The sequence below is a fragment of the Pseudarthrobacter siccitolerans genome (assembly GCF_030823375.1).
Classification (GTDB): domain Bacteria; phylum Actinomycetota; class Actinomycetes; order Actinomycetales; family Micrococcaceae; genus Arthrobacter; species Arthrobacter siccitolerans_A.
This window is the reverse complement of sequence record NZ_JAUSXB010000001.1, coordinates 2008249-2034702: the sequence shown is the minus strand read 5'-3', so window position 1 is coordinate 2034702 and position 26454 is coordinate 2008249. Positions and strand designations below refer to the sequence as shown.

The window sequence follows — 26454 nt, the reverse complement described above, 5'->3', positions numbered from 1 at the left end:
ATGGCAAGCCAACAGCCGGAGCCAAGGCTTAGCACCGGCGTCCAATTCAGCGCGCACAACTGAAAACGGACGACGGCGGGAGGTCCCGCCGTCGTCGCCAGCCAGCGACTCCGGTACCCTGTTGAAATGGTGCGAGGAATGGCTGAGTTCGGCGCAGAAGGCATCCTGCTCGCCGGTGCGGGACGGGCTCTCCTCCTGCAGCTTGCCGATCCGGCGGTGGGCCGGGGCGTTGACGAGCACAGCACGTTCGTTGGCCGCCCGGTCAACAGGCTCAAGGGCACCCTCACGTACGTCTACGCCATTGTGTACGGCACGGATGAGCAGGTGAAAGAGGTCCGCCGCAGGGTGAACCGCGCCCACGTTCCGGTCCGCAGGGAAGCCGAGGGGAAGTCCCCGGGCTACAATGCCTACGATCCCGAACTGCAGCTCTGGGTGGTCGCCACGCTTTACGACACAGCGATCACCATCATCGAGAAGATCTACGGCCCGCTCGACGACGAATCGGCCGATGCCATGTACCAGGACTATGCGAGGCTCGGCACCGCCCTGCAGGTTCCGCCCGGAATGTGGCCGGGGGACCGGGCGTCATTCAGCCGTTACTGGAGCGGGCGCATCTCCACGCTGCGCGCGGAGGGCGGCGGGGTGCGCGTCGGCCGGGGGCTGCTGTATCCCAAGCACACAGCGCTCTGGTACCGCGCCATTATGCCGTCCGCCAGGTTCCTCACCGCGGGCCTCCTTCCCGACCAGGTTAGGAAGGACTTTGGCCTCCCTTGGAGCGACCGCCACGAGAGCCGCTTCAACCGCACGATGAGGACCACGGCTGTGATTTATCCGAAGCTGCCGCAGGGAATCAGGCACTGGTTCAAGAACTACTGCCTGCGCAGCCTGGACGCCGAAATTCGCGCAAGTAGCCGTGCCGGCAAGCGCCCGGCTATGAATGCGTAATTCCACCCCGCTGGAGCAGCGCCTGGACGACGGCGCACGTCGGTTCCTGGACAGCGACCCGGCCAGCCGCATCCGCCCCCGGCTGACCGAATTCGTGGTCTTCGGCCTTAAGCAGGGCTGGGCCTGCATTTTCGGAGCAGCCCTCCTGGCGGTGCTGATGGCCGCACGGCTCTGGTACCCGGACAGCGCAGGACTGGCCCGCAACGACTTCCTGACGCTCGCCGCTGTCCTTATCCAGGTCCTGATGGTCGTGTTCAAACTGGAAACCCTCCGGGAACTCCGGGTGATCATCCTGTTCCACCTGGTGGGCACGGTGATGGAACTGTTCAAGACCGGCGTCGGCTCCTGGTCCTACGAGGCCGAGGGCGTCCTGCGGATCGGCGCGGTGCCGCTCTTCAGCGGGTTTATGTACGCCGCCGTCGGCTCGTACATGGTCCGTGTGTACCGGCTTTTCGACCTTCGCTTTACCGGCTACCCGCGCCGCTGGATCACGGCGATCGTTGCAGCGGCCATCTACGTCAACTTCTTCAGCCACCACTACGTCTGGGACCTGCGCTGGGTGCTGCTCGCCGCCGTCGTGATCATCTTCGGCCGGTGCGTGATGCACTTCCGGGTGTTTCGGAAGCACCACCGGATGCCGCTGGTCGTCGCCTTCCTGCTGGTGGCGCTGTTCATCTGGATCGCCGAGAACATCGCCACCTGGTCCGGCGCGTGGCTGTACCCCAGCCAGGTCAATGGCTGGCACCCGGTGCCATTGGACAAGCTGGTCTCCTGGTTCCTGCTGATGATCATCTCGGTGGTGCTGGTGGCCTGGGTCTACAAACCCCGTCCTCCGGACAGTGGACCCCAGCCTCCGGACGGCGAAGGGCAGGAGGAGCCCGCCGAGCGGCAAGGTAAGCTTGCTTACTAATTCCTAATCTGCCGCAGGGGAGGACCCAGGAAATGGTTACAGGCAAGAACCCGGCCGAGACCGGCGTCACCGGTGAAGTCCAGCAGGACCGCTTCGTCGGCGGGCAGGACCTTACCAGGTGGGATACCAAGCCGGGCCGGTTCCTGGCGTCAGTAGTTAAACGAGTCAGCAGCCTGCTGGGCTCCCACACCGCGCTGGTCCTCACCCTGATTGTTGGCGCGGTGCTGGCCGTTTCGCTGGCGGCGGTTTTCGCCCAAGTGTATGAGTCCGTGGTGGAAGCCGACGGCGTGGCAGGGCTGGACCACCCCGTCCTGGACGGTGCCAAAACACTCCGGTCCCCAACCCTGGATCTCCTGCTCACCGCTTATACGGACGTGGGCGGAACGGTCGGAATGCCCGTACTGGCCCTGGCCGTTATGGCCTTTCTGGCCTGGCGGCGGCGGTCCTGGACTCCCGTCATCCTGATGCTCGTGGCCGGGCTCGGGTCGCTGTTGATGACCATCGCCGGCAAGGAACTGGTGGGCAGGACCCGGCCGGACCTGGCCGACGCAGTGCCGCCCTACGAATATTCCGCTTCATTCCCCAGCGGCCACTCCCTGAATTCCGTGGTGATCGCGGGGATCGTGGCATACCTGATCATCCTGCGCCTCAAATCTGCCCGCGCCCGCGCACTCACGGCGGTGGCCGCAGCAATCTTCGCCGCCACGATGGGGCTAAGCCGGGTGTACCTCGGGCACCACTGGCTCACGGACGTCCTGGGAGCCTGGGCGCTGGGAGCCGCGTGGCTCTCGCTGGTCATCACCGCCCACCGCCTCTACCTCACCACCCGGGTGCACCCGGCCTGATCGGAATAACCCGCAGAACCTTATACTCGAGGGGCCAGTCCGGGCGCTGTTGATGGGGGAATAATGGGCGAGCAATCCAACCTGCCTGCACAGCAGGCGGAGCTTCCGCCGGTTTTTGTGGAAGTACCGGACCGGTCGGGACTGCCCGATGCCGGGACCTCCACTGCCCTGAACACCGGCCTCACCGCCGCTGAGGTGCGGACCGCCACCGAACCGGCGCCCGTCCAGTACGCCACGAAGGGCCAAAGGCGGCGCCGTGACATCCTGGGTGTCAGCTGGATCCTGGCGTGCATGGCCATCGGCGGGCTGTATTGGGAGCTGGAGCATGCGTGGGAAGGCCCTGACCCTGGCGACGCCGACTGGGTAGTGTGGGTGCTGCTGTTCCTGATCCCGGTTACGTTGGTACTCACCTATTACCCGCACTGGCAGGGGCGTCTGCACAAGAAACGGCACAGGGCATGGCTTACCCGCTTCATCGGGTTGTGGCCGCTTCGCGAGAGGCTCGTGGAGGTGGAGCGCATCCGGGACCTGCGGCAGCGCGTCGTCGTGCAGGACCTTGCGGCCACGATGGCCGCGGACCGGGAGGCGGTCCTGCTGCAGCCGGACGCTGGATCCGCGGCGGCGGCCGCGAAGCTGATGGAAGCGCTCACCGCGGTGGGGGCCTACGCCCGCGCCACCGCTGATGATCCCGTCCTGGAGGGCGAGGCCCGCCGGGCTGTGGGCCGTTTCAGTGAGCAGGCCGGACGACGGCGGGAGCTTCCCGCCGTCGTCCGGCCGCCCGGCAACACCGGTCCTCAGCGGCTCCGGCGCCGCAGCAACGGGTCGGTCAACGACGGCGGCCGGTAGCCGGCGTCGGCCTGGTTCAGGGTAGTGCCGGGCGGGACGATCTCGTCGATTCGGTCCAGCACGTCCTTGGACAGGCTCACCTTGTCGGCGCCGAGTGCCCCTTCAAGGTGCTCCAGCGTCCGCGGCCCGATGATCGCGGACGTGACAGCCGGGTGCTCCAGTACAAAGCCGAGCGCCAGGTGGATCAGGGACAGGCCCGCCTGGTCGGCGAGTTCGGTCAGCTCCAGTACCGCCTGGGTCTTGCGGGCATTTTCGGACGACGACGGATCGTGCCGTTCCGGCTGCCTCGCGGCCCTGCTGGAGGTGCTGTGGGCGCCGTCGGGCCTGATCCTGCCGGACAGCCAGCCGCCAGCCAGGGGGCTCCACGGCAGCACGCCGAGCCGGTGCTTCTGGGCCAGCGGCAGCACTTCGCGTTCAATGCCGCGGGCCAGGATGGAGTACGGCGGCTGCTCGGTGACCGGCCGCTCGCGGTGGCGTTCACGCGCCACGTACTGGGCCTCCACGATCTGCCCCGGCTCGAACGTGGACGTGCCGATGTACCGGATCTTGCCCTGCCGCACCAGGTCCGTGAGCGCCCCGAGGGTTTCGTCGATGTCCGTGTCCGGTTCCGGCCGGTGCACCTGGTAGAGGTCGATCCAATCGGTCTGCAGCCGGCGCAGGCTGTCCTCCACCTCGCGGATGATCCACCGGCGTGAGTTCCCCGCCTGGTTCACTTCCTCGCCCAGGCGGCCGTGGACCTTGGTGGCCAGCACCACTTCATCCCGGCGGCCTTTGAGCGCCTTGCCCACGATGACTTCGGACTCGCCTTTGGAGTAGACGTCCGCGGTGTCCACCAGGTTGATGCCGGAGTCCAGGGCACGGTGGATGATGCGGATGGAATCCTCGTGGTCCGGGTTGCCGATGGCCCCGAACATCATGGTGCCCAGCGTCAGCGGGCTGACCTTGAGGCCGGTGGACCCAAGGTTGCGGTATTCGGTCATGCGGAGGCTCCCAGGAGTTGGTTGTTGTACTGGCTTGCGGGTTGGTTGCTGTCCGCGCTGTACTGGCTTTCAGGACGGTCAAGGTCGAAGTGCTCGCGCAGGGTCCGGCCCGTGTACTCAGTGCGGAAGAGGCCGCGGGACTGCAGGATGGGCACCACCTCATCGGCGAAGGCCTCGAAGCCGCCGGGCAGCCAGGGCGGCATGATGTTGAATCCGTCCGCTGCGCCGTCTTCGAACCAGCGCTGGATTTCGTCGGCCACCTGGACCGGGGTTCCGGCGAAAACGTAATGCCCGCGGGCCCCGGCAAACCGGTGCAGCAGCTGGCGGACGGTGGGGTTCTCCCGGCGGATGACTTCCAAAAGCAGCTGGCTGCGGCTGCCAGCCCGCCCTGCAGCGGCCAAAAGCTCCGGCGGGAAGGCCTCGTCCAGTTTTACGCCGTCCAGGTCAACCCCCAGCAGCTTGCGCAGGATCCCCAGCCCGTACTCCGGCTGGGTCAGCTCGTCGAACTCCTGCTTGAGCGCCCGCGCCTCCGCCTCCGTGGAGCCCAGGTAGGGGCTGATGCCCGGCAGGACCAGGAGCTGTCCCGGGTCCCGGCCGTTCGCCGCGGCCCGCGCCTTGATGTCGGCGTAGAACCCCTGCGCACTCTCCAGGGTCTGGTGGGCCGTAAATACGGCCTCGGCGTGCCGGGCGGCGAAGGCCTTGCCGTCGGCCGAGGACCCGGCCTGCACAAACACTGGCCGGCCCTGCGGGGACCGCGGCGTGTTCAGCGCGCCTTCCACACGGAAGTACTCGCCCTCATGCTCGATCGGATGGATGCGTGACGTGTCCGCAAAAACCCCGCTGTCGGCGTCGGCCACCACGGCATCGTCCTCCCAGCTGTCCCACAGCTTGCCCGCCACACGGACAAATTCGTCCGCGCGGGAGTAGCGCTCGGCATGCGGCGGGTGCTCATCCAGCCCGAAGTTCCGGGCTGCCCGCTCCGCTCCGGTGGTCACGATGTTCCAGCCTGCGCGGCCGTTGCTGAGGTGGTCCAGCGATGCGAACAGCCGGGCGGCGTTGTACGGCTCCAGGTAGGTGGTGCTGGCGGTGCCGATCAGGCCGATCCGTTCCGTGGCGACGGCAATCGCGGACAGCCAGGTGAACGGCTCGATCCGGAACCTGGTGGCGTACTGCACGTTGTTCTCCAGCGCGGGACCGTCTGCGTAGAACACGGCATCCAGCTTCGCGGCCTCCGCCCGTTGGGCCAGCTCCTGGTAGAAGCGGATGTCCAGCAGCCGGTCAGTGTGGGACTTCGGGTGCCGCCAGGCGGCCTCGTGGTGTCCGCCCGGGTAGATGAACAGGTTGAGCTTGAGCTGCCTGCCCATCAGAACGCCGAACCGATCGACGCCAGCTGCGGGGCGGTGTCGCCCGCGAAGCGGTTGGCCGGGCGTTCCAGGCCGTAGTGCTCCCGCAGCGTGGTGCCCGTGTACTCGGTGCGGAACAGGCCGCGCTCCTGGAGGATCGGAACTACCTGGTCCACAAACGTTTCCAGCCCTGAGGGCAGCACCGGCGGCATGATGTTGAAACCGTCCGCCGCGCCGCCGTCGAACCATTCCTGGATGGCGTCCGCCACCTGGACCGGCGTTCCGGTGAAGGTGCGGTGCCCGCGGCCGCCGCCCAGGCGGCCGATCAGTTGACGGACCGTGAGCTGTTCGCGGCGGGCGAGCTGCACGATCAGCGTGTAGCGGCTCTTGGCACCCTCGATCTCGTCCTCGCTGGGCAGGTCCTCCGGGAGCTGGCGGTCCAGGGGCAGGTCCTCCGGGGTCACACGCAGCGTCTTGGCCAGCTGGATCCGGGCGTACTCGGGCTTGATCAGCCGGTCCAGCTCCCGCTCCAGTTCCAGGGCTTCCTCCTCGGTGGCGCCAATGACGGGCACGATGCCGGGCAGGATCTTGATGGTCTCCGGGTCCCGGCCGGTGGCGGCGGTGCGCGTCTTCAGATCGCGGTAGAACTCCTGTGCATCGGCGAGGGTCTGGTGGGCAGTGAAGACGGCGTCCGCGTACCGCGCTGCGAGGTCCTTGCCGTCCTCAGACGATCCGGCCTGGACGATCAGCGGGTGCCCCTGCGGCGAGCGGGGCACATTGAGGGGTCCGCGGACCTTGAAGTGCTTGCCCTCGTGGTCAATGACGCGGATCTTTTCGGAGTCGCCCCACACGCCTTCGGCTTTGTCCGCGAGCACGGCGTCGTCCTGCCAGCTGTCCCACAGCTTCTGCGCCACCTCAATGAACTCGGCGGCACGCTCGTACCGGACGGCATGGGCGGGCTGGTCATCCACACCGAAGTTTCGGGCGGCGTCCGGCCCGGCAGTGGTCACCACGTTCCACCCTGCGCGGCCGCCGCTGACCCAGTCGACGGAGGCGAAGCGACGGGCCAGGTTGAACGGCTCGTTGTACGTGGTGGACGCCGTGGCGATCAGTCCGATGTGCTCTGTGGCGCCGGCGATGGCGGTCAGCAGCACGGTGGGCTCAAGCTTGCCCGCCGGCCGGCGGCCCACCTCGCCGAAAAGGACGGGAGAATCGGCGAAGAAAATCGAGTCCAGCTTGCCCCGTTCGGCCGTGCGGGCCAGGTGCTTGTAGTGCTCAATGTCCGTGCTGGACTGCGGGTCGCTTTCCGGCAGCCGCCACGACGCCTCATGGTGACCGGTGCTCATCAGGAACGCGTTGAGGTGGAGTCTGCGCTGCTCGGAAGGGTGTTCGGAAGTCATGGATTTGTCCTTTGGGTGGGGAACTTAGTGGGAGGCGCCGACGACGCCGAGGTCAGCCAGGAGTCCGCGGCGCAGTGCTTCGTGCCCGGCGGCGTCTGCTGCCGTGCCAATGTCCGGCGCAACAGGGTGGACGGCGGCCACACGGCCGCTGTCCAGCACCACAATCCGGTCGGCGAGGGCGATGGCCTCGTCCACGTCGTGGGTGACCAGCAGGACGGCCGGCCGGTGGGCGGCCACCAGATCGCGCAGCAGCCCGTGCATCTTGATCCGGGTCAGGGCATCGAGGGCGCCGAACGGTTCATCGGCCAGCAGCAGTTGAGGTTCGCGGACCAGCGACCGGGCCAGCGCCACGCGCTGCTGTTCGCCGCCGGACAGTTCGTGCGGCCAGGACTTCTCGCGGCCGGCGAGTCCCACTTCGGCGAGGGCCTTGCGTGCCCGCGTCTCGGCGTCGTGCTCCCGCAAACCCAGGGTGACGTTGCCCAGCACTGTGTCCCACGGCAGGAGCCGGGAATCCTGGAAGACCACCGACACCCGCTCGGGGACGTTGATGATGCCGCTTCCGCGCACGTCGTGGTCCAGCCCGGCCAGTGCCCGCAGCAGGGTGCTCTTGCCGCAGCCGCTGGGGCCGAGGAGGGCGACGAATTCGCCCGGTGCGATGTCCAGGTCCACGCCGTTCAGGACGCCTTTGGGGCCGAAGCTGCGGATCAGGTCGCGCACGGACACCGCGCCGCTGGCGCCGGAGGAGGGCTTACCGACAGGGTTTACGACGGCAGGGTTTACGACGGCGGGTGCTGCTGTGCCGGAAGGGGCGACGGCGGTCAACCCGCCAGGGTGCGCTGCCATGAGAGGGCCTTTCGTTCGAAGAAGCGGACGGCGCCGTCGGAAATCAGGCCGAGAATGCCGTAGACGGCCAGTCCGAGGACGATGATGTTGGTTTGGCCATAGGTGCGGGCGAGCTCCATCATGTAGCCGATGCCGCTGGTGGCGTTGATCTGTTCCACCACCACCAGGGACACCCAGGCTCCGGTGACGGCGAAGCGCAGGCCCAGGAAGAAGCCGGGCAGGGCGCCGGGGAGGACCACCTTGCGGATGAAGGCGGCGCGGCTCAGGCCCACGGTCTGGGCGAGTTCCACGTAGCGCAGGTCGATGCCGCGCAGGCCGGCATGGGTCTGTAGGTAGATGGGAACGAAAACGCCGAGGGTGATGGTGAGGACCTTCATGGTCTCGTCGATGCCGAACCACAGGATGAGGAGCGGGATCAGGGCAAGGCCGGGGATGGCACGCTTGATCTGCACCGGCCCGTCGATGAGTGCCTCACCCACCCGGCTCAGCCCGGACAGCAGGGCCAGCAGGGCGCCGACGACGATGCCGAAGAAGAGCCCCAGGCCGGCGCGCTGGGCCGAGATGGCGAGGTTTTCCTGCAGTCTGCCATCAGCAATGAGTTCGCCGGCGGTGGCCACCACGGTCCAGGGTTCGGAGAGGATCCTCGGATCCAGCAGGCCGGTGGCCGAGCTGATGGTCCAGAGTGTCAGCAGGGCCGAGGGGCCCAGCAGCCACGCCAGCCGCCGCCGGCGTCCCGGGCCAAGCCGGCGGCCGGTGGGGCGCACATCTTCGCGTCCCGCGAGGGCCGGGTCCTGGTGGGGTTCGACGGCGGGACGTTCCAGTACGGGGGCGGCGCTCATGCTGGACCACCCTTCGCTGCTTCGGCAAAGGCGGTGCCGGCGATGGCCTCGAAGCGCGTGTCGTAGAGGTCCCCGGCCTTAAGCTGCGGCTTCTTCTGTTCACGGGCGAGCAGGTCGATGGTCTGCTGGTGCCGCTCGATGCCCTCGGCCCAGGACGTGGGAACGTCCCGCTTGCCGGCGGCGTCGATCAGGTACTGGCCGTCTTCGCGGGACAGGCCCTGGTCCTTGACGTAATAGCCCTCAAGCCACTCCCCGGGGTGGTCCTCGATCCAGCGCTGGGCCTTGCCCCACACCTTCACGTAGGCGGCCAGCGCGGCGGCCTTGGCGGGGTCGGCGAGGACTTTGGCGGGGGAGTAGAGGTGCCCCGGATCATCCCGCAGGCCGTGCCGGAGGGTGGTGCCGCCGTCGGCCTTGTATTTGGCGAGGTAACGCTTGATCTGTACCCCGCCCAGCGGCGCCGCATCCACCTGCTTGCTGGCCAGCGCGGTGGAGTAGGTGTCACCGGTGCTGGGCAGTTCAACGAGTTTGACGTCGTCCTGGGCAAGGCCTGCCTTTTCAAGGATCCGCAGCACCAGTGCGCCCTGCGCCTGGCCCGGGCTGTAGGCAATCTTCTTTCCGCGCAGCTCCTGCAGGGAGGAAATGCCGGCTCCGGGGGCGATGCCCAGCTCGTAGATCGGGTGGTTCACCGCGTCCTGGCGGTAGGCGCTGGCAATGATGCGGACATCGAGCCCGGTCCAGGTGGCGTGGATGGGCGGGATGTCCGCCACGGAACCAACATCAAGGGCGTTGGCACGGAACGCCTCAGTGGTCTGCGGTCCGCCGGAAATGTTTGCGAACTCCACCTTGAAGCCGTCGAGCTCCTTGTTGAGTCCAGAGAGTTCCAGGGCCACCTTCACCGTGGGGTCGCCCACTTTGATGGTGGTTTCGGCGGGAACGGACGTGGCCAGGGGCGCCAGCGACGCCTGGTCAACAGCCGGGTTGCCGGCTGTGGCAGAGCCTCCGCAGGCGGTCAGGAGCCCGAGTGCGGGCAGTGCCAGGAAGGCGCCCAAGGCGCGGCGGCGGGTGAAGGTTGAGGGACTGATGGCGGACGGCGGCGGTGAGGATGCGGCGAAAGTCATGGGTGGCCTCTCGGAGGATTGGCGTGGGAAAAGTGGCATGCGAAGGCGGAAGGAAGGCACGGCCGAGCTGGCCCTCGAAGAGGGCCCGGAGTGGAACTTGGGAAACCGGGGGTGATGCGCGCTGTCAGCCTGCAGTCAGCAGCGGGGGAGCTGCCGCTGCAGGGCACTGCGCATGGCGCACATTCGGTGCGTGGCGCAACAGAAGGAACGGAAGGGGCGGGTGCCTTGGCTGCGGATGATGGGTTCCGGCATCGGGTCCTCCTGTTCGTTTCTGCTTGGTTCTACTGCTGTTTAGTGTGGCCGATTGAGGCCGTGGAAACACCTAAGCACGGTTATCGAGGCCTTGGCCAGCACCTTGCAAAAGACACTCAATGTGAGGAAACGGCGCTACATATGGCGCCATCGGAAGGACAAACCGGGCAATCCTGCGCCATGATCCGCAACGGAGGTTAATGTGACTGGACGGCTGGCAGGAACGGGTTGGGCCTAAACCCCCGGCGCGCTTCCGACGGCCAGGTCATTGACCGCCATGGTCTCCACCGGCTGATCGGCTATGAACCCGAACCGAGGGCGTCGGAGCCGGGCGCCGGGGGCTCTTAGTCAGCCCGCGTGGGCCTGCGCCAGTTCTGTGATTTTCTCGGTTGCCGCCCACGAGGCGAGGAGCTTGAGGGCTTCGTCAGAGGACGTTCCCGGGGTAGCGGGGTAGACCGTGAGTGAATGCCCCGGGTCCTCTTCCAGCCCGAGGACCTGGTAATTCAGTTCGAGCAGTCCCACCACAGGGTGCTGGAAGAACTTTGTCCCGGCGTAGTGCCGGCGGACATTGTGGGCTGCCCAGCGCGTGCGGAAATCGTCGCTGCGCATGGACAGTTCACCCACCAGCTCCGCGATGCCCTTGTCGTGCGGGTTTCGCCCGGCCTCACGGCGGAGGATGGCCACGTTGGTGGCTGCTGCCCGCTCCCAGTCCACATAGAAGTTGTGGGCCCGGGGGTCGAGGAAAATGAAGCGTGAGTGGTTCGCCGGCCGGGACGGGCCGCGGTACATGTCCGAATACAGCGCGTAGCCCAGGGTATTGGCGGCCACGATGTCCATGCGGTTGTTTCCGATGAAGGCCGGCGCTGCCGTGATGGTGTCAATGGAGGTACTGGAGTTCCGGGCGCACGCGGGCCGGCACGGCGCTCGCGGCACGCTTGCGGCCGGACGTGTTGGATGAGCGTGCCAGGTCGTAGAGGTGGTCGTGTTCGGCCCGGTCCAGTTCCAGGGCCCGGGCGATCGCGTCGAGGACGCTGTCCGAGACACCCGTGAGGTTGCCGCGTTCCAGCCGCGTGTAATAGTCAACGCTGACGCCGGCGAGGCGTGCCACTTCTTCGCGCCGGAGCCCGGGCACGCGGCGCCGCCCGCCGTATGGTTCGATACCAGCCTGCTCGGGGGTGATGCGTGCACGGCGGGTGGAGAGGAACTGCCGTACCTCGGCTCGGTTATCCATAGGGACACGTTACGACGAATGGCCAACCCGTAAGGAGGGTCTGCCATAACCCGTTTCAGCAGGGCCCTCGCTAGGACTTCCGGGAGGCGCTTTGATGGAACTATCCCCTTTCGTCATCAACCAGATGGAGTCCTTTTCCATGCTGCCAACCGCAACGCGTGCCCCCGAGGCCGGCGCCGTTTCCGCGACGCTGGTTGCCACCGTCATCTTCCTGACGGCTGTGGCACCCCTGGCCACCGACATGTACGTCCCGGCCTTTCCGCGCGTGTCCGAGGAGTTCGGCAGCACAGCCTCCGCGGTGCAGCTGACCCTGACCACGTTCTTCGCCGGGATGGGGCTGGGACAGCTTGTGGGCGGACCGTTCAGCGACCAGCGCGGGCGGCGGCTGCCGTTGGTGGCGGGCACCGTCCTGATGGTGGCGGCATCGGTGGCCTGCGCCCTTGCCCCGAACATCGGGATCCTGATGATCGCCCGCTTCCTGCAGGGCTTTGGGGGCGGCTGGGCCATGGTTATCGGCCGGGCCGTCATCGTCGACCTGGCCCATGGGTCACAGCTGGTCCGGGTGCTCAACATTGTGATGGGCATCGGCGGCGTGGCACCGATCATCAGCCCGCTGCTCGGAGCGGTCATCCTGCAGCTGACCGGGTGGCGGATGACGTTCTGGGCGCTCGCCGGCCTGGGCGTCCTCATGACCCTCTGTGCCCTGTTCATGGTCCCGGAATCCCTCCCGGCCGGAAAACGCCACTCGGGCGGGCTGGCTGAATTCGGCCGCGCGGCGAAGGACGTGCTCTCCAACCGCCGGTTCGTTGGCTACGTGGTGGTGGCGTCGTCGGCCTTTATTGCCCTGTTCGCGTACGTGGCAACGTCCGCGTTCATCCTGCAGAACATGAACGGCCTGTCGCCGGTGATGTATTCGATCGTGTTCGCCGCAAACGCCGGCGGCATGACCATCGCCGCACTGGTCTCCGCCAGGCTCGCGGGGCGCGTTTCAACCCGCAAGGTTATCTTTGCTGGCCAGCTCATCGCCCTGGCGGCCGGCGCGGCCATGCTCGCCGGAGCGCTGTGGTGGGCCACTCCGTTGCTCCTGGCCATGGGCAGCTTCTTCGCCCTCATGGTGGCGCAGGGCCTGATTAACACCAACGGCGGCGCCCTCGCCTCCGCGGAGGTACCGGAGCATCCCGGCACCAGTTCGGCGGTCCTGGGACTCGTGCAGTGGACCACCGCAGGCGTCGTCGCCCCCATCGCGGGCCTGGGCGGCAGCGACACGGCTGTCCCCATGGCCCTGCTCATGATCGGCGGGGCGCTGCTGTCCCTGTTCGGGCTCCTTGTCCTGGCCCGCCCCCACACCAAAACCAATCCCTTCCAGGAGGTAAAAGCAGATGTCTGAAAACGCTGAACAGACTCCAATGCAAAAGATGATGGGCGATTTCGCGCCCACGTTTGTGTCACTGACCGATGACGTGCTGTTCGGGCAGGTGTGGTCGCGGCCGGAACTCTCGCCGCGGGACCGCAGCCTGATCACCATCAGCAGCCTCGTCTCCGCCGGCAACATCGAACAGCTCGAAGCGCACATCCCCCTGGGCATCACCAACGGCCTCACCGAAGATGAGGTCAAGGAAGCCATCACCCACGTCGCGTTCTACGCCGGCTGGCCCAAGGCCGTGTCCGCGCTCATGCTGGCCAAGCGCGTCCTGGCCAAATAGTCACCCTCTGAAAGGAAACACCATGTTCATCGAACCTGCCCGCGAGACCGTGAAGAACCCGCCCGAGCAGTTCGCCGGAGATGTGTGGCTGGACCTGATCGCCGTCCCGCATGTGCCCGAACAGCGCGCGGTGGTCGCCAAGGTGCGCTTCGCCCCGGGTGCACGCACTGCCTGGCACTCCCACGCCCGCGGCCAGTACCTGCACGTCACCGCCGGCGTTGCCCGCTTTGGCAGCCGTGATGGCACTATCATCGAAGTGCACCCCGGCCAGACGCTCTACACCCCGCCCGGGGAAGAGCACTGGCATGCATCGGCCAACGGAACCTTCATGGAGCACATCGCCATCCTCGAGAACGATGATGACCCCGCCGTAACCACCATCTGGGCAGAGCACGTCACCGATGACCAGTACGAAGGCCGCTGAGGGTAGGACTGCCAGAACCAGTACCAACAGGGCCACCCCTGCCGGCCCGATATGCCGGTTTGCCTGACTTCGATCCCGCTAGCATTTTAGAGAACCCCCAAAACCACAGGAGAGCCATGACTACCGTCAAAGCCTACGCATCCCCGTCTGCCGCAGATGACCTCATTGCAACCACCATTGAACGCCGCGAAGTGGGCCCCCACGACGTCCTGATCGAGATCAAGTTCGCGGGCATCTGCCACTCGGACATCCACACCGTCCGCGGCGACTGGGGCCCGCAGCAGTACCCGCTTGTTCCCGGCCACGAGATCGCCGGCATCGTCTCTGAAGTAGGTTCGGCCGTCACCAAGCACGCCGTGGGCGACCGCGTCGGCGTCGGCTGCATGGTCAACTCCTGCCGCGAATGCGCCAACTGCCAGAAGGGCGAGGAGCAGTACTGCCTCAACTCCATGGTGGGCACTTACGGGGCAGTTGACCGCGACGGCACCATCACCCAGGGCGGTTACTCCAGCCACGTCGTCGTCACCGAGGACTTCGTGGTCCGCATCCCTGAGGGCATCGACCTTGACGTCGCCGCACCCCTGCTGTGCGCCGGCATCACCACGTACTCCCCGCTGCGGCACTGGGGCGCCGGCCCCGGCAAGAAGGTCGCCGTCGTCGGCCTCGGCGGACTCGGCCACATGGCCGTCAAACTCGCCCACGCCATGGGTGCCGACGTGACGGTCCTGTCCCAGTCGCTGAAAAAGCAGGAGGACGGGCTGCGCCTCGGTGCGGACAGCTACTACGCCACGAGCGACGAGAACACCTTCAAGGAGCTCGCCGGCACCTTTGACCTGATCATCAACACCGTCAGCGCCTCGATCGACATCAGCTCCTACCTGCAGCTGCTGGCCCTCGAAGGCGCACTGGTGAACGTCGGCGCCCCCGCCGAGCCGCTCCCGGTCAACGCCTTCGCGCTGATCGGCGGACGCCGTTCCTTCGCCGGTTCGATGATCGGCGGCATCCGTGAAACCCAGGAAATGCTGGACTTCTGCGCCGAGCATGGTCTTGGCGCCGAAATTGAGGTCATCCCGGCCGAAAAGATCAACGACGCCTACGAGCGCGTCCTTGCCTCGGACGTCCGGTACCGCTTCGTGATCGACACCGCCACCCTCTAAGGCGCCACGCACCAGTAACAAAAAGCGCTCGACGGCGGGCCGGCACCTTCAGGGGCCGGCCCGCCGTTGCGTTTGCCCTAACCCTTGGAGACTTAGTCGCGTGCCCGCTGCCAGGCATGCCAGCCGGCGTAGCTGCCGTCCAGTTCGACGGCGTCGTACCCGGCGCGGCGCAGCGCGCTCGCCGCAACCGAACTCCGCGTTCCGGTTTTGCAGTAGGCGACGATGCGGCCACCGGCAGGAAGCTCATCGAGGTGCCACATTATGCGGCCGCCGCTGAGCTGCCGGGAGCCGGGGATGTGCCCGGCGGCGTACTCAGTGCGGTTTCGGACGTCCAGAACCACGGCGGCGTTCAGGCCCGCCAGCTCTGCGGGGCGGATGAGGACGGGAGTAATCATGGGGAGCCCGTCAACACGGGGGACGTATCCGACGACGTTGTCGATGCCCACCCGCACCAGGTGGTCCCGCATGTCCTGGGCCTGTTCCCGGTCCTTGGCCAGGAGCACCAGTGGGTTTGTATCCGTCTCCGGATTCACCACCCAGGCGCCGTAGCTGGCCATCGCTGCGGCAGGAATGTTCAGGGACCGCAGCACTGTGCCGTGGTGGACGTGCCGGCTGGTACGGGTATCGATGATGGTCAACCGGTCCGCGGCGATGCCGGCAGCGACGTCCGCGGCAGGCAGTTCATTCAGCGGTGGACGCTCTCCCAGCAGTGCCGGGCCTTCCCGGTTCTCACGTTTCATCCGCCCAAAGTAGGCGTGGGCATCCGGCTGTCCGGCAAGGAGTTCGGTGACGAAACCCTGTTCGTCGTTGGCCGCGAGAAAGGGACTCCACCAGGCGTAAAGGCGCTCGTAGCCCACCGTGGAGGAGGGAATGGCGCCGATGGCTTTGCCGCAGGCACTGCCGGCACCATGGGCCGGGTGGACCTGCACGTAGTCGGGCAGGGGGAGGAACTTGTCGCCGAGGCTTGCGAACAGCTGCCTGGCTCCCGCAAACCGGGTTTCGGTGCCGCCTGCAGCTTCATCCAGCAGGTCCGGCCGGCCCAGGTCACCGGAGAAAACAAAATCACCGGTGAACAGGTAGCCCGGCTGGTTGGTGAAGGCACCGTCGGTCACCAGGAAGGACAGATGCTCCGGGGTGTGCCCGGGGGTGTGGACCGCCGTGACGGTGATGTTGCCCAAGCTGATGGTGGCGCCGTCGAACAGCCGCACGCCGTCGAAGCCGTACAGCCAGTCCGGGCCGCCCTCACCGGAGACATAGATAGTGGCGCCGGTGGCTGCTGCCAGTTCCCGCGTGCCGGAAAGGTAGTCGGCGTGGATGTGGGTCTCAGTGACGGCCACAATTTTCATGCCGTGTTTCCGGGCGAGATGCTGGTAGACGGCGATGTCGCGGCGGCCATCAATAACCATCGCGGTTCCGTTGGCCTGGCAACCGATCAGGTAGCTGGCCTGGGCGAGGTCTTCGTCATAAATACGCTCAAGAAGCATCGCAGCACTCCTGTGAAAAGGGCTGTTCATTCGGCCCTGATCCGATCTTAATCCCCACGCGTCAATCCCCGCAGGGGCTACCGGACCCCGCGCGGGTGTTCCCACAAACGGGGCGTGAAACGAAGACGATGGGGGCAAACCCCTCTACCTGAAGGCGCGGCATGCGCCGGTGGATCCCTAGCCTGCGGCGCTCTCCGCGTCATCCGCAAAGAGCTGGTCAACAGCTTCCGGGGCGAAGATCTTACGCATGACGAGGGTAGTGATCCCGTGGCAGGCGGCGAGGTCCTCTGGATGGCCTGCCTCCACCACTATCCCTTCGGCGATCCGCTCCACCACGTCGGTGAGGACGCGCAAGGACACTTTTTCCACAAACCAGGGCAGGCCACCGATCTGTCCGCCCAGTACCAGGCGGTCAGGGTTGAGCGTCGTGACCGTAGCTGCAAGAGCCCGGCCAAGCACGTCCGCAGCATCAGTCAGGGCTTGCAGGACCTCCGGGTTTCCCGTCGCCGCTGCAGCGCCGATGTCCTCCAGCTTCGTTAATCCCAGATGGCCCAGCCTGTCCCTGAGCGCGCGCCCCGAACTGTAGGCGGCCAGGCAGCCGTGACGGCCGCACCGGCAGAGGGGGCCGTCGGCGGACATACGGATGTGGCCGATGTCCCCGGCAGATCCATGGGCACCACGGAGAATGGAGCCTTCCACCACAATGCCGCAGCCAATGCCGGTTCCGACCTTGACGTAGACAACGGTCTCAGCATCGCTGGCCCTTTCGCCCAAAGCAGCGGCACGGGCGTCGTTCTCAATGACCAGAGGCAGGTCCCAGGTTGCTTTGACTGCCTGCACCACTGAATCGGGGGACCATCCGGGGATGGTGGTCTGGTGCTTCACGTGCCCGGTCCCGGCTTCCACTGGTGCTGGAAGGCTGACGCCGATACCCAGCAGGGTCTCGCCGGTGCCCTGCGCCAATAGTTTCCGTCCTGTGTCCACCAGGGGAGCCAGGACCGAATCTGCCGGCGCGCTGATCTCCAGTTCGAAGGTCTCGGAACGCAGCTGGCGGCCGGTGGTGTCCGTGATGCTCACGGTGCCGTGGGTCTGGCCCAGAGTCAGCGCCAGGACAACGCGCCCGCGGTCCTCGAAGCGGATCTTCCGGGAAGGCCGGCCGCCCGTGGAAGTGAGGGGTTCTGCCTCGTAGATGTAGCCACGGCGGGTGAGGGTATCCAGCCGTTCATAAAGGGTGGCACGCGACATGCCGGTGATTGAAAGCAGTTGTTGGCGCGATAGCCCGTCCGCTGAACGAATCAGCTCCAGAAGATGCCCGTGCGAGGTTGCCCCGCCCAGGCTTGCAGGCATTCTTTCAACTGTCACACCGCCCCCTTTCCCGGTTTACAAGCCTACTTCCTCGCGGGCTCCGGACTTCCCGCGGCCGGCCCGGCAGTGGTGTTGAGGAGGGCTCCGGCCAGGTGAAGGGCACCGAAAACCGGCTCGACGGCGAGGGTCCGGGCGGCAGGCAGCCCTTCTCCGGCCAGATGGGCGTTCAATGCTTCCACAAGCGCAGGCTGGTGGAGGCCGAGCCCGCCGCCAACAATCACCGGGCCAGCCAGGGCGAGGCGCCGGGCAACCTGCAGGACCTGTTCCGCCAAATGCCATCCACCTTCACGGATGATGGCTTGACTGAGCACATGGCCGCGGGCTGCCGCCTCGAAAACCACTCTGGACCGCTGGGCCCAGTAGCGTCGGTCGTGGTTGGTGTGGAATTGGCTGATCAGGTGTTCGGGACGGTCCAGCCCGCAGTCGGACAGCAGCAATTCGGTGAGCCCGTCGGGCGCAAGTCCCAGATTGAGCTGCCGGAGGCTGTGGCGTACAGCCTCGCGGCCGAACCAGTAGCCGCTGCCTTCGTCGCCGAGGAGGTAACCCCAGCCCCCGCTCCTGGCCTCTTCGCCTGCAGGGTTGATGCCCCACGCGGCGGAGCCTGTGCCGGCGATCAGCGCTATCCCCACGTCCTGGCCTGCTGCTGCCAGGATGAGCCTGGTGTCGTGGACAATTTCCACCGTGGCGCGCGGAGCACATGGGGAAACGAGCTTCCGGAGGCTGCCGGCGTCCTCGTCAGTGTCGATCCCGCCTGCTCCGATGTACACCTCGTCAGCCTCTGCGCCGCCAAGGGCGGCCATGAGCGCTTCAAGGTTCCGGCCGGCGACGGACTTGTCAACGTTCTGGACGTTGGCGCTCCCCGCAACCTCTTCCCGGGTGACCCGGCCGCCGTCGATCCTGACGCCACGGGTTTTCGAGCCGCCGATGTCCAGGCCAACGATGATCTTTTCCTGCGGCGCCGGCCTGGAGCGGGATCTGTCGGCCCTCGCGGCCGGCATCGGAACTGCGGTCATTGGTTGCCCTTTTGGGTTTCGGATTGTCCTGGGACAGGCTCGGCTCCCATCCACTCCAGCGCAGCAGCCGCAGTCCAGGCCTGGGCGAGGCTGCCCAAAGGTTCGCCAGTGAAAGGTTCGTAGTACTCCCCGAACTGCAGGTCGGCCAACTGTTGAAGCGAAGCGGACCTGAGCCGGCCATAGAGCCCGGGTTCGCCGTCCCTGGCGGCGGCCCAGCCAAGCAGGAGGTTGAGGAAAGGCCATACGGGCCCCCTCCAGTAGGTCCGGGGCCTGAAGGCGTCGCTTGCAGGAGAGGTCGAGGGCGGTAGCGGGAACCGGAGGTCCGGGAAGCCCATCCACCGCGGTCCCTGCAGCAGCTCGCGCTGGGCGGCCAGAAGGGCAGGGTCTCCACCGGATACCAGCGGCGCGAACCCGGACACTGTTTCCGTGCCGATCGATTGTCCCGCCAGCACGTCGTAGTCCCTCGCCAGGCCCGTGGCAGGATCCACTGTTGATGCCACCCCGGCCTGAAACCGGGCCGCCATCAGCCGCAGTTCCCCGGCTTCCTTGTCCCTTCCGATCTCATCACCAAGGTCGGCCAGCACCGCGCTGGAAGCGGCCATGATGGCCGAGAAAAACACGTCGCGTACCCGGAAATCGACCACTTGCCGGACGGCGTCGTCGTCGAAGGCGACGTCCGCCATCTGCTGAACCAGCCACAGGTACTTTGTGTATTCGGCATCGTCCGGGCGTTCGCTGATGTCCGCCACGTGGAGGGTGTCGCGCCGCGTGAAGGGCGCGACGGCGCCGGGCACCACGCGCGCGTAGGGGCCGTCCCAGCGGGGGGAATTGTCGAAGCCGGATTCCCAGCCGTGATGGATCTCAATGAGCCCCACACCGTCGGGATCCCGCACGGTGGCGAGCCAACGGTGCCACGCGAGCCAGCCGTCAAAGGATTCGGCAAGAAATTCTTCGGCTGCTGCCTGGTCCGCGCCGCCATTTTCCCGGCCGCGGTCAACGATGTGGCGAAGAGCGATCGCGTGCACCGGCGGCTGGCAGATTCCGCTGCTTTTCACACCTGCGGGCAGGGCTGCCGCATTCGCCGTTCCCCAGCGGTCGAAGCCGGGAAAATAGCCGGTGTCGTTATCGCTGAACACGATGTGGGGGATCATTCCGGTGGACCATTGGGCGTTGAGCAGGGTCCGGAGCTCGGTGACGGCGCGCGGCACGCTGGTCCGGGCCAGGCCAATGGCTACGAACGCGGCATCCCAACTCCACATGTGCGGGTAGAGGTTTGGTGCGGCACTGGTCATGGTGCCGAGGTCATTGAGGCGAAGGACCTCGATGGCGGCGGCGCGGAGCTGTTCCTTGGAAACGGAAGTGACGGGGTTCAATTGGCCTCCAGTGCCATCGAGGTTTCGCGGTCGTAAACGCGCATGGTGTTGGGGGCGAAGCCCAGCCAGATTGTCTTGTGGGGTGCCGTCCGGAAAGTCGGCGGCGCCTGGACTTTGAGGATGTGGCCGTCCACTTCCACGGTCAGGAGGATGGTCGAGCCCATGGGTTCAACCACCAGGACGGTGGCGGCGACGTCGCCGGAGGAACGTTCGTTGCTGACCGTCACGTTTTCGGCCCGGACGCCGAGCAGGACGTTCCTTCCGGCGAAGGACCTCAGGATGGACGGGGCCATGAGCTGTTGTTCGCCCAGGACCAGGGTGCCGCCGTCGTGGCTGACCGCGGCGTCCATGAAGTTCATGGGCGGGGATCCGATGAAGCCGCCCACGAAGCGGTCCGCCGGCGCATCGTAAACGTCCAGCGGGTCACCGAGCTGTGCGATCCGGCCCTTGCGCATCACGGCCACCTGGTCGCCGAGGGACAAGGCCTCGCTTTGGTCGTGGGTGACATAGACGGTGGTGGTGCCCAGATCCTGGACGATCTTTTTAAGTTCCGAGCGGAAGGTCAGGCGCAACAGGGCATCCAGGTTGGAGAGCGGCTCATCCATGAGCAGGACGTCGGCATCCATCACAATGGCCCTGGCGACGGCGACGCGCTGGCGCTGACCGCCGGACAGGTTGGCGGGAAGCCGGTCCAGGTACGGGCCAAGCTGCAGCAGGTCCGCCGCCCACTGGACTTTCCGCTCGATTTCTTCTGCCGGGACTTTTGCCATGCGCAGCCCGAAACCGATGTTGTAACGGACCTTCCGGTGGGGGAATACAGCGTAGGACTGAAACACCATGGAGAGGTTGCGCTTGTTGGGCGGCAGGTAGGTGACATCCCGGCCACCGATAGAGATGGAGCCCGAGTCAGGTAGTTCAAGGCCCGCGATCATGCGCAGCAGGGTGGTCTTGCCGCAGCCGGAGGGGCCCAGGAGGACGGTGAATTCGCCATCCTGGATCTGCAGGGATACATCGTCGGTGGCCCGTTCGGATCCGCCCGGATAGGTCTTTACGAGGTTTGAGATCTGGATATCAGCCATGATCGGCTCCTTCTGAAGTGCGGTGGCAGGTCGGGCGGACCTAGCGGATGGTTGAGCCCCACATGTTGGTGAGGTAGCGGCGCATCAGCGCAATGAAGATGATGGACGGGATAACCAGGGCAAAGCCGCCGGCAAACCGGTACGCGAGTGGCGAGTCGGACAATGAGCTAAGCACCTGGGCAGGCAACGTGCGGTGGTCCAAGGTAAGGATGGAGGCGCCCAAGACCTCGTTCCAGGACATTACGAAGGTGAAGATTGACGCCGCCGCGAGGCCCGGCAGTGCCATGGGCAGGACCACCCTGGTGAAGGCCCCAAGCGGTGTGCATCCGAAAAGCCTGGCCGCCTCCTCCACGTCGATAGGGACACTGAGGAAGACGCTGGCCGAGATGAGGATGGTGGTTGGCAGGGCAAGGGCGGTATGCAGCAGGATCACGGCGTACGTCGTGTCGTAGACGTCCACCGTCAGGAAGAGCCTGGCCAGCGGGACGGACAGGACCACGATGGGAAGGGCGCGGGTGAAGAGCAGGAACAGTTGGTAGGGGTCCTTGCCCTTGAAGCTGTAGCGGGCCAGTGCGTATCCGGCGGGGACTCCGAGGACCGCGGCGAAGATCAGTGTTCCCAGCCCAACAATCAGGGAGTTGCCCAGGGCGCCGAAGATGCCGGTGGATCCGAGGAATGCGTTGAGCGTCTCCACGGACAGATTGTTGGGAAGCAGCGACAGCGGAAACGCATTGAGGGACTCCCGTGTGGACAATGCCGCCAGCGAGATCAGGTAGATGGGGACCAGCATAAAAAGCGAGACGGCGATGCAAGCGGCTTGGAGGAGGAAACGGTTACGCTTCTGCCGTGCGATGGGGGTGGTATCCACTGCGGTGCTCATCGGAGCCCTCCCTGGTTTTTGTCGCGGAGTGCCCGCAGGTAGAAGATCGAGGTGAGCATGGAGACGACGAGGATGACCAGGGCCAGCGCAGCGGCGACGTTGGGGTTCTGCAGGCCGGTGTACCAGCGGTAGGTCTCGCCCACTACGAGGGGGAAGTTTTGTCCGGTGAGGGCCTGGGCCACTGCAAAGGTCTGGAAGGCCAGGATTGTCCGGAGAATGAGGGCGACCTGAAGGCTGGGTTTCAACAGCGGCAGGGTTATGTGCCGCAGCCGCTGCCAGAATGTGGCGCCGAAGACCTGGGCGGCTTCGTCGTAGTCCTTGGGTATGCCCTGGAGGCCTGCGACCACGATGATCAGCACCAGTGATGTTGCCCGCCAGAGTTCAGCGATCAGGACGCACGTGAACATGCTCGCCTGATTGTCGTAGGCCAGCCAGGAGCCCCCTTCAATGCCGAACCATGACAGGGCCGAGTTCAGGTAGCCGCGGTCGTTGAAGATCGCCAGCCAGACAAGCCCTGCCGCGAGGTCGCTGAGTGCCAGAGGTATGGCCCAGACGAAGAAGTGGACTTTGTGCAGCCGGGGGTTGGTCCGCAGCATCAGCGCCATGCCGATCGCCAACGCGAACTGCAGCGGAATCATCACCACGATGAGCAGCAGGGTATTCCGCACGGCAGGCCAGAAGTAGGGGTCCTGGACCATCCGCGTGACGAAGTCCAGCGTGAAGCCGTTTTCATCGCGGAATGCCTGGAGGATTCCCTGGATGACGGGCCAGCCAAGAAGAAGCGCCATAAAGACCACCGAAGGGGCGATCAGCAGGATCGCGGGAGGTATCTTGCGCCGGCGGGGTGGAGTCAGCGTTTCGGCCGGAGTGGATGGTGCCTCTACGGCCATTACGCTACCTCGCACTTCGTTGAGATCGGATCGGGTTCCCAGCACGGCACGTTCAGGCCCTGCAAGATGGTGTTGAGCTGTGTCGCCTGGGTGTCAAGGACTTGCCGGATCGGGCGGTTTTCCAGGCAGATTTGCTGGAAGCAGTTCTTGAAGATTTGGGAGACTTCCCCTTCCTTCGGGCCCAGCCCCACCGGGGGAAGGGCAAGAAGGGCACCAGCTGACCGTTGCTGCCGGCGGACTGCCGCGGCTTCCAGCGCAATGGCCCCTGTCAGGTCCGAAGGGAGTTCCGTCTGGACAACGGGGAAGAAGGCATTGCTTCGCAGTGTCTCAATCTGGGACAACGGTTCGGACAGAGCCCGGATGGCTTTCTCTGCCAGGTCCCTTTCCTTGCCATTCTTCGGCAGTGCGAGGCCGGCGATGATGAGCATGTAACCGCGGCCCTTGGGGCCCCGCGGTGCGGGGACCATCATCCACTCATCCGGGTTGTTGGCCGGTGCGTTGACCAGCCGTGCCACGTGGTCCCACGCCACCAGTACTTCGCCGCGTGCCAGTGGCTCCTGCATGTAGTCGTAGTTGGTGGAGGCAGGTGTCAGGGCGGACCACAGTTCCTGCATGTAGGTCCAGGCTGTGGCGGCGTCCTCGTTCCGGAATGTGGTGATCTGGCCACCAGTGAAGCTCGGCAACAGGAAGCCCTGGTAGAAACGGTGATGCAGACCTTTGGGGCCGGCGGGCATGCCAAAGACCGGACGCCCGGCTCCCTGTTTTGCCGCCTTCGCCCACGCAAGGTAACCCTCGTAGGTCAAATCGTTGACGTCCACTCCCGACGGCAGCCATTCGAGGGCCTTTTTGTTCACGGCCACTACGTACGTGGCCTGCATCCAGGGGACGTAGCGGGACGCAGAGCCGCCCACTTTCGTCAGCTCGAGCATCTCCTTGGTGAAACCACGGCCGGACAGATCGCGGAGCAGGTTGTCCACATCCTCGAGGGACTCCGCGAGCGGGGCAAGCTCGCCATGCAGCCCGCCGAGCAGGGAAGTCTTGACGTTGCCGGCGGAAGCCTGGGTGCTGACGGTGGACGAGAAGACACCCGGATCCACGGAGTTGTAAGCGACGGGTGCCTTAGCGAATTTCTTCAGCACCGCCTCATATCGCTGTTTCTCCTCCACGGGTGTGAACTGGGTGGACAAGAAGCCCACAGTTCCTTCCCCGGCGGACGCGCCACTTGTGTCAAAGCCAGCGCACGAAGCCAGGAAGGGGGCCGACATGGCCGTTCCCAGTCCGGCCAAAAGAAGGCTTCTGCGGGAGATTGCGGCGTGCTTGGGCTGGAAGTACATGTCTTTCATTGACTGCTCCAATCGAGTGTGCGCCACTGCACAAACTTTCGTCTAAGCATTAGACATAAGCGGGAACCTGTCAACCCCCTCCCGGCGAGTGGGGTCCGCACAAGTGGCAACTTGTGGTGCTAATGCCCGCCGTGTGACAACTCCGCGAATACCTGTGACAAGGTCGGGAATACTCGCCGTATATGCTGGGTGGGCTCCCCCAGATTGCTCTGGGGAAAAGAGTTGCCGTCGCACGTGCCCTGGTCCGCCGTCCGCGGCTGATCCTGGCCTATGAACCTACAGGCGCCCTTGACGTGGATACCGGACAGGCAGTGATGGCACTGCTGGATACCGTGGCCACTGAATCGGCGCCACCCTGGTCACCATCACCCACGACGTGAATGTCGCAGCCCTTGCCCGGGCCGGCTACCGGCTCGAATCCGGCGTCCTCATGGCCGCGGACGTCCCGGCGGGAGCCAGCGCGTGACCGGGGTTGTTTCTGCCCTTGTGGAGGCCTGGCAGGAATTGAGGATCAACACAAGGTCATCGACGCCATCCGTTTCTAGCCAGTGGCTTGTCCTGGGGTGTTCTCTGCTGACCGGCCGGAAATTTGGTTGTTACTGCTGTGGGTTCGGCGCCGTATCCGGCCGCTGTCCCGACAGCTTCTCCACGGCCTGCTCGATACGCACGGCTAGACGGTCCACCTCCTCCATATAGAGCCTGCCGGCGGTGATCTTGCCGTTCCTGAGCTCAAAGAGTGTCACGCCACGCACCTGGAAGTCCTGGCCATCACTGCGCGTCCCGGACCAGGACCACTCGCTCCAGGTGGTGTCACCGTCATCAACCGAGCGGATCAGTGCGGCGTGGAAATCGGGAATGCCGGCAAACATTGCCTGCCAGTTGGCGTGCATTTGAGCGCGCCCGACGAAGGCCGCGCCGGGGTGGGCCGGTTGCTCGCTGCGGTAGTCCTCGTGAATAAGAGCTGCCGCCCCTTCCAAGTCGTGGGCATTCAAGGCGGCGGCCAAGTTGTCGATGACTACACTCATGATTCCCCCCGGGCTAGGAGCCGTCGTCGTCTTCAATCTCGGCCAGCACCTCGGCGGCGTCCCGGTTTCCGCCGGCCGCCAGCCGCCGGAGCTCATCGAGGTCGCCCTGCTCGCCGGCCGATTCGACCAACTGGTCGAGAGCGTCCCTGCTGCCGGAGTCCGCAAGCCGGCGGAGTTCGGCCAGATCCCCGCGCTCGGCGGCGCGTTCCACCAGTTCATCGACGGCATCGGAATCACCGTGCTCCGCGCGCTTCCGGAGGGCCTCAAGTTCAGGGTCAGGTGTCTGCACGCTTCAACTATGGGCGCCGCATCAGTGCACGTCCAGAGTGAAAGGAGTCAGTACAGGAAGATGTCGATCCATGCGCGGTTGTGCGCGTGGATGAGGACCAGGAACAGTACGAAGTCGAACAGCAGGTGCACGCTGACGATGTAGGACAGCGACCGGGTGATGGTGAACAGCCGGGCCTGCAGCAGCGCAAACGGGAAGATGAAGAACGGCGCCCAGGCGTGGAATCCAAGCTCCCACAGGAAGGACGTGAAGAGCACAGCCTGGAGCAGGTTGGCCTGCCAGTCCGGGAGATGCCGGCGCAGGAGCGTGAACGCGGTGCAGATGAAGAACAGCTCATCCCAGATGCCCAGCACGTTGGTGCCGAGGAAAAGCCTGGCGATGCCCTCCGGGTCACTGACGGCCGGCCAGTTGTTGTAGACGCCGGTCCGGATCATGTAGACGGGCATCAGCGCATACCCGATCACCAGGACCGCGGGCAGGTACCACTTCTCAGCGCGGGTCCAAGGCTGGCCGGTCCGGACGGGAAACCGGATGGCGTGGTCCCTGGTGGCGAAGCGCGAAACGGCATACGGGACACCGACGGCCAGGACCATCGCCGTCCCCATCACGGCCATGTGCCCGGTGCTGATGTCCGTGGTGATGGGGACCAGGCTCATTGCAGCCAACCCCACGGCAACCAGGGCCAGGTCAACTAACAACTGCCGGCTGATGATCCCGGCCAGCACGAGGGCGGCGCCGAGCAGCAGGAAGCCGGACAGGCGGTCCTCACGGACAAACAGCAGAAAGCCCGACGCCGAAACGAGCCCCGCCGGGACCAGGTTCATTGATGCACGGTTCAGTGACGCACGGTTCAGCCCAGCGGGCCGCGCCCCGCGGA

25 protein-coding genes and 2 pseudogenes are annotated in these 26454 nt (G+C 65.8%); 9 read left to right on the top strand and 18 right to left on the bottom strand.

Annotated features, from left to right (window positions below; translation table 11 throughout):
• The first annotated feature begins 138 nt into the window (after nt 1-138).
• The 4 genes from QFZ36_RS09555 (at nt 139) to QFZ36_RS09540 (ending at nt 3546) form a co-directional block, all read left to right on the top strand.
• On the top strand, nt 139-945 hold the full coding sequence (locus QFZ36_RS09555; RefSeq protein ID WP_306635871.1) for an oxygenase MpaB family protein: 807 nt from the start codon (nt 139-141) through the stop codon (nt 943-945).
• Complete coding sequence (locus QFZ36_RS09550; protein WP_306635869.1) at nt 938-1855, top strand: DUF817 domain-containing protein; 918 nt, start codon at nt 938-940, stop codon at nt 1853-1855. The genes QFZ36_RS09555 and QFZ36_RS09550 overlap by 8 nt, the downstream gene beginning before the upstream one ends.
• Before the next feature lie 32 nt (nt 1856-1887).
• The gene (locus QFZ36_RS09545; protein ID WP_306635866.1) at nt 1888-2700 is read left to right on the top strand and encodes a phosphatase PAP2 family protein; all 813 of its coding nucleotides are present in this window, start codon (nt 1888-1890) and stop codon (nt 2698-2700) included.
• 63 nt (nt 2701-2763) lie between these two features.
• The gene (locus QFZ36_RS09540; RefSeq protein WP_306635865.1) at nt 2764-3546 is read left to right on the top strand and encodes a hypothetical protein; all 783 of its coding nucleotides are present in this window, start codon (nt 2764-2766) and stop codon (nt 3544-3546) included.
• On the opposite strand, the gene QFZ36_RS09535 is transcribed toward QFZ36_RS09540, so the two are convergent.
• From QFZ36_RS09535 to QFZ36_RS09505, 7 genes and pseudogenes are all read right to left on the bottom strand, one after another.
• Nucleotides 3495-4526: an aldo/keto reductase gene (locus QFZ36_RS09535; protein WP_306635863.1), complete on the bottom strand. Its 1032-nt coding sequence runs from the start codon at nt 4524-4526 to the stop codon at nt 3495-3497. The genes QFZ36_RS09540 and QFZ36_RS09535 overlap by 52 nt on opposite strands.
• On the bottom strand, nt 4523-5890 hold the full coding sequence (locus tag QFZ36_RS09530; RefSeq protein WP_306635861.1) for an LLM class flavin-dependent oxidoreductase: 1368 nt from the start codon (nt 5888-5890) through the stop codon (nt 4523-4525). Before QFZ36_RS09530 ends, QFZ36_RS09535 begins: the two co-directional genes overlap by 4 nt.
• On the bottom strand, nt 5890-7269 hold the full coding sequence (locus tag QFZ36_RS09525; RefSeq protein ID WP_306635860.1) for an LLM class flavin-dependent oxidoreductase: 1380 nt from the start codon (nt 7267-7269) through the stop codon (nt 5890-5892). The genes QFZ36_RS09530 and QFZ36_RS09525 overlap by 1 nt, the downstream gene beginning before the upstream one ends.
• Before the next feature lie 24 nt (nt 7270-7293).
• Nucleotides 7294-8112, bottom strand: a complete 819-nt coding sequence (locus tag QFZ36_RS09520; RefSeq protein WP_306635858.1) for an ABC transporter ATP-binding protein — start codon at nt 8110-8112, stop codon at nt 7294-7296.
• Nucleotides 8088-8951, bottom strand: coding sequence for an ABC transporter permease (locus QFZ36_RS09515; RefSeq protein WP_306635855.1), 864 nt, complete (start codon nt 8949-8951; stop codon nt 8088-8090). Before QFZ36_RS09515 ends, QFZ36_RS09520 begins: the two co-directional genes overlap by 25 nt.
• Nucleotides 8948-10069 (bottom strand): ABC transporter substrate-binding protein, encoded by a 1122-nt coding sequence (locus tag QFZ36_RS09510; protein WP_306635853.1) that lies wholly within the window; start codon nt 10067-10069, stop codon nt 8948-8950. The genes QFZ36_RS09515 and QFZ36_RS09510 overlap by 4 nt, the downstream gene beginning before the upstream one ends.
• Before the next feature lie 600 nt (nt 10070-10669).
• Nucleotides 10670-11552, bottom strand: a pseudogene (locus QFZ36_RS09505) (helix-turn-helix transcriptional regulator).
• Nucleotides 11553-11646: 94 nt separating this feature from the next.
• On the opposite strand from QFZ36_RS09505, the gene QFZ36_RS09500 reads away from it, so the two are divergent.
• From QFZ36_RS09500 to QFZ36_RS09485, 4 genes are all read left to right on the top strand, one after another.
• On the top strand, nt 11647-12939 hold the full coding sequence (locus QFZ36_RS09500) for a multidrug effflux MFS transporter (protein ID WP_306635851.1): 1293 nt from the start codon (nt 11647-11649) through the stop codon (nt 12937-12939).
• Nucleotides 12932-13255 carry a carboxymuconolactone decarboxylase family protein gene (locus QFZ36_RS09495; RefSeq protein ID WP_306635849.1) on the top strand — a complete coding sequence of 108 codons (324 nt, stop codon included), beginning with the start codon at nt 12932-12934 and terminating at the stop codon, nt 13253-13255. Before QFZ36_RS09500 ends, QFZ36_RS09495 begins: the two co-directional genes overlap by 8 nt.
• A gap of 22 nt (nt 13256-13277) precedes the next feature.
• On the top strand, nt 13278-13679 hold the full coding sequence (locus tag QFZ36_RS09490; protein ID WP_306635848.1) for a (R)-mandelonitrile lyase: 402 nt from the start codon (nt 13278-13280) through the stop codon (nt 13677-13679).
• Nucleotides 13680-13795: 116 nt separating this feature from the next.
• On the top strand, nt 13796-14836 hold the full coding sequence (locus QFZ36_RS09485) for an NAD(P)-dependent alcohol dehydrogenase (protein WP_306635847.1): 1041 nt from the start codon (nt 13796-13798) through the stop codon (nt 14834-14836).
• 92 nt (nt 14837-14928) lie between these two features.
• On the opposite strand, the gene QFZ36_RS09480 is transcribed toward QFZ36_RS09485, so the two are convergent.
• From QFZ36_RS09480 to QFZ36_RS09445, 8 genes are all read right to left on the bottom strand, one after another.
• The gene (locus QFZ36_RS09480) at nt 14929-16320 is read right to left on the bottom strand and encodes an MBL fold metallo-hydrolase (protein ID WP_306635845.1); all 1392 of its coding nucleotides are present in this window, start codon (nt 16318-16320) and stop codon (nt 14929-14931) included.
• Nucleotides 16321-16497: 177 nt separating this feature from the next.
• Entirely contained in the window at nt 16498-17682 is a 1185-nt protein-coding gene (locus QFZ36_RS09475; protein ID WP_306635843.1) for an ROK family transcriptional regulator, read from the bottom strand.
• Between the two features lie 26 nt (nt 17683-17708).
• On the bottom strand, nt 17709-18698 hold the full coding sequence (locus QFZ36_RS09470; RefSeq protein WP_306635842.1) for an N-acetylglucosamine kinase: 990 nt from the start codon (nt 18696-18698) through the stop codon (nt 17709-17711).
• Nucleotides 18695-20071, bottom strand: a complete 1377-nt coding sequence (gene ggh / locus QFZ36_RS09465) for a glucosylglycerate hydrolase (protein ID WP_306635841.1) — start codon at nt 20069-20071, stop codon at nt 18695-18697. The genes QFZ36_RS09470 and ggh overlap by 4 nt, the downstream gene beginning before the upstream one ends.
• On the bottom strand, nt 20068-21150 hold the full coding sequence (locus tag QFZ36_RS09460) for an ABC transporter ATP-binding protein (protein ID WP_306635839.1): 1083 nt from the start codon (nt 21148-21150) through the stop codon (nt 20068-20070). The genes ggh and QFZ36_RS09460 overlap by 4 nt, the downstream gene beginning before the upstream one ends.
• A 40-nt stretch (nt 21151-21190) precedes the next feature.
• Nucleotides 21191-22030 carry a carbohydrate ABC transporter permease gene (locus tag QFZ36_RS09455; protein WP_306635837.1) on the bottom strand — a complete coding sequence of 280 codons (840 nt, stop codon included), beginning with the start codon at nt 22028-22030 and terminating at the stop codon, nt 21191-21193.
• On the bottom strand, nt 22027-22920 hold the full coding sequence (locus QFZ36_RS09450; protein ID WP_306635836.1) for a carbohydrate ABC transporter permease: 894 nt from the start codon (nt 22918-22920) through the stop codon (nt 22027-22029). The genes QFZ36_RS09455 and QFZ36_RS09450 overlap by 4 nt, the downstream gene beginning before the upstream one ends.
• On the bottom strand, nt 22920-24116 hold the full coding sequence (locus QFZ36_RS09445) for an ABC transporter substrate-binding protein (protein ID WP_306635834.1): 1197 nt from the start codon (nt 24114-24116) through the stop codon (nt 22920-22922). Before QFZ36_RS09445 ends, QFZ36_RS09450 begins: the two co-directional genes overlap by 1 nt.
• A gap of 362 nt (nt 24117-24478) precedes the next feature.
• On the opposite strand from QFZ36_RS09445, the pseudogene QFZ36_RS09440 reads away from it, so the two are divergent.
• A pseudogene (locus QFZ36_RS09440) lies at nt 24479-24729 on the top strand (ABC transporter ATP-binding protein); the annotation flags it as partial.
• Between the two features lie 130 nt (nt 24730-24859).
• Here QFZ36_RS09440 and QFZ36_RS09435 read toward each other — a convergent pair.
• The 3 genes from QFZ36_RS09435 to QFZ36_RS09425 are packed head-to-tail and all read right to left on the bottom strand — an operon-like array spanning nt 24860 to nt 26401.
• The gene (locus QFZ36_RS09435; RefSeq protein WP_306635832.1) at nt 24860-25288 is read right to left on the bottom strand and encodes a nuclear transport factor 2 family protein; all 429 of its coding nucleotides are present in this window, start codon (nt 25286-25288) and stop codon (nt 24860-24862) included.
• A 13-nt stretch (nt 25289-25301) separates the two neighbouring features.
• Complete coding sequence (locus QFZ36_RS09430; protein WP_306635830.1) at nt 25302-25577, bottom strand: hypothetical protein; 276 nt, start codon at nt 25575-25577, stop codon at nt 25302-25304.
• A 47-nt stretch (nt 25578-25624) separates the two neighbouring features.
• Nucleotides 25625-26401, bottom strand: a complete 777-nt coding sequence (locus tag QFZ36_RS09425; RefSeq protein ID WP_306635828.1) for a CPBP family glutamic-type intramembrane protease — start codon at nt 26399-26401, stop codon at nt 25625-25627.
• Nucleotides 26402-26454 lie beyond the last annotated feature (53 nt).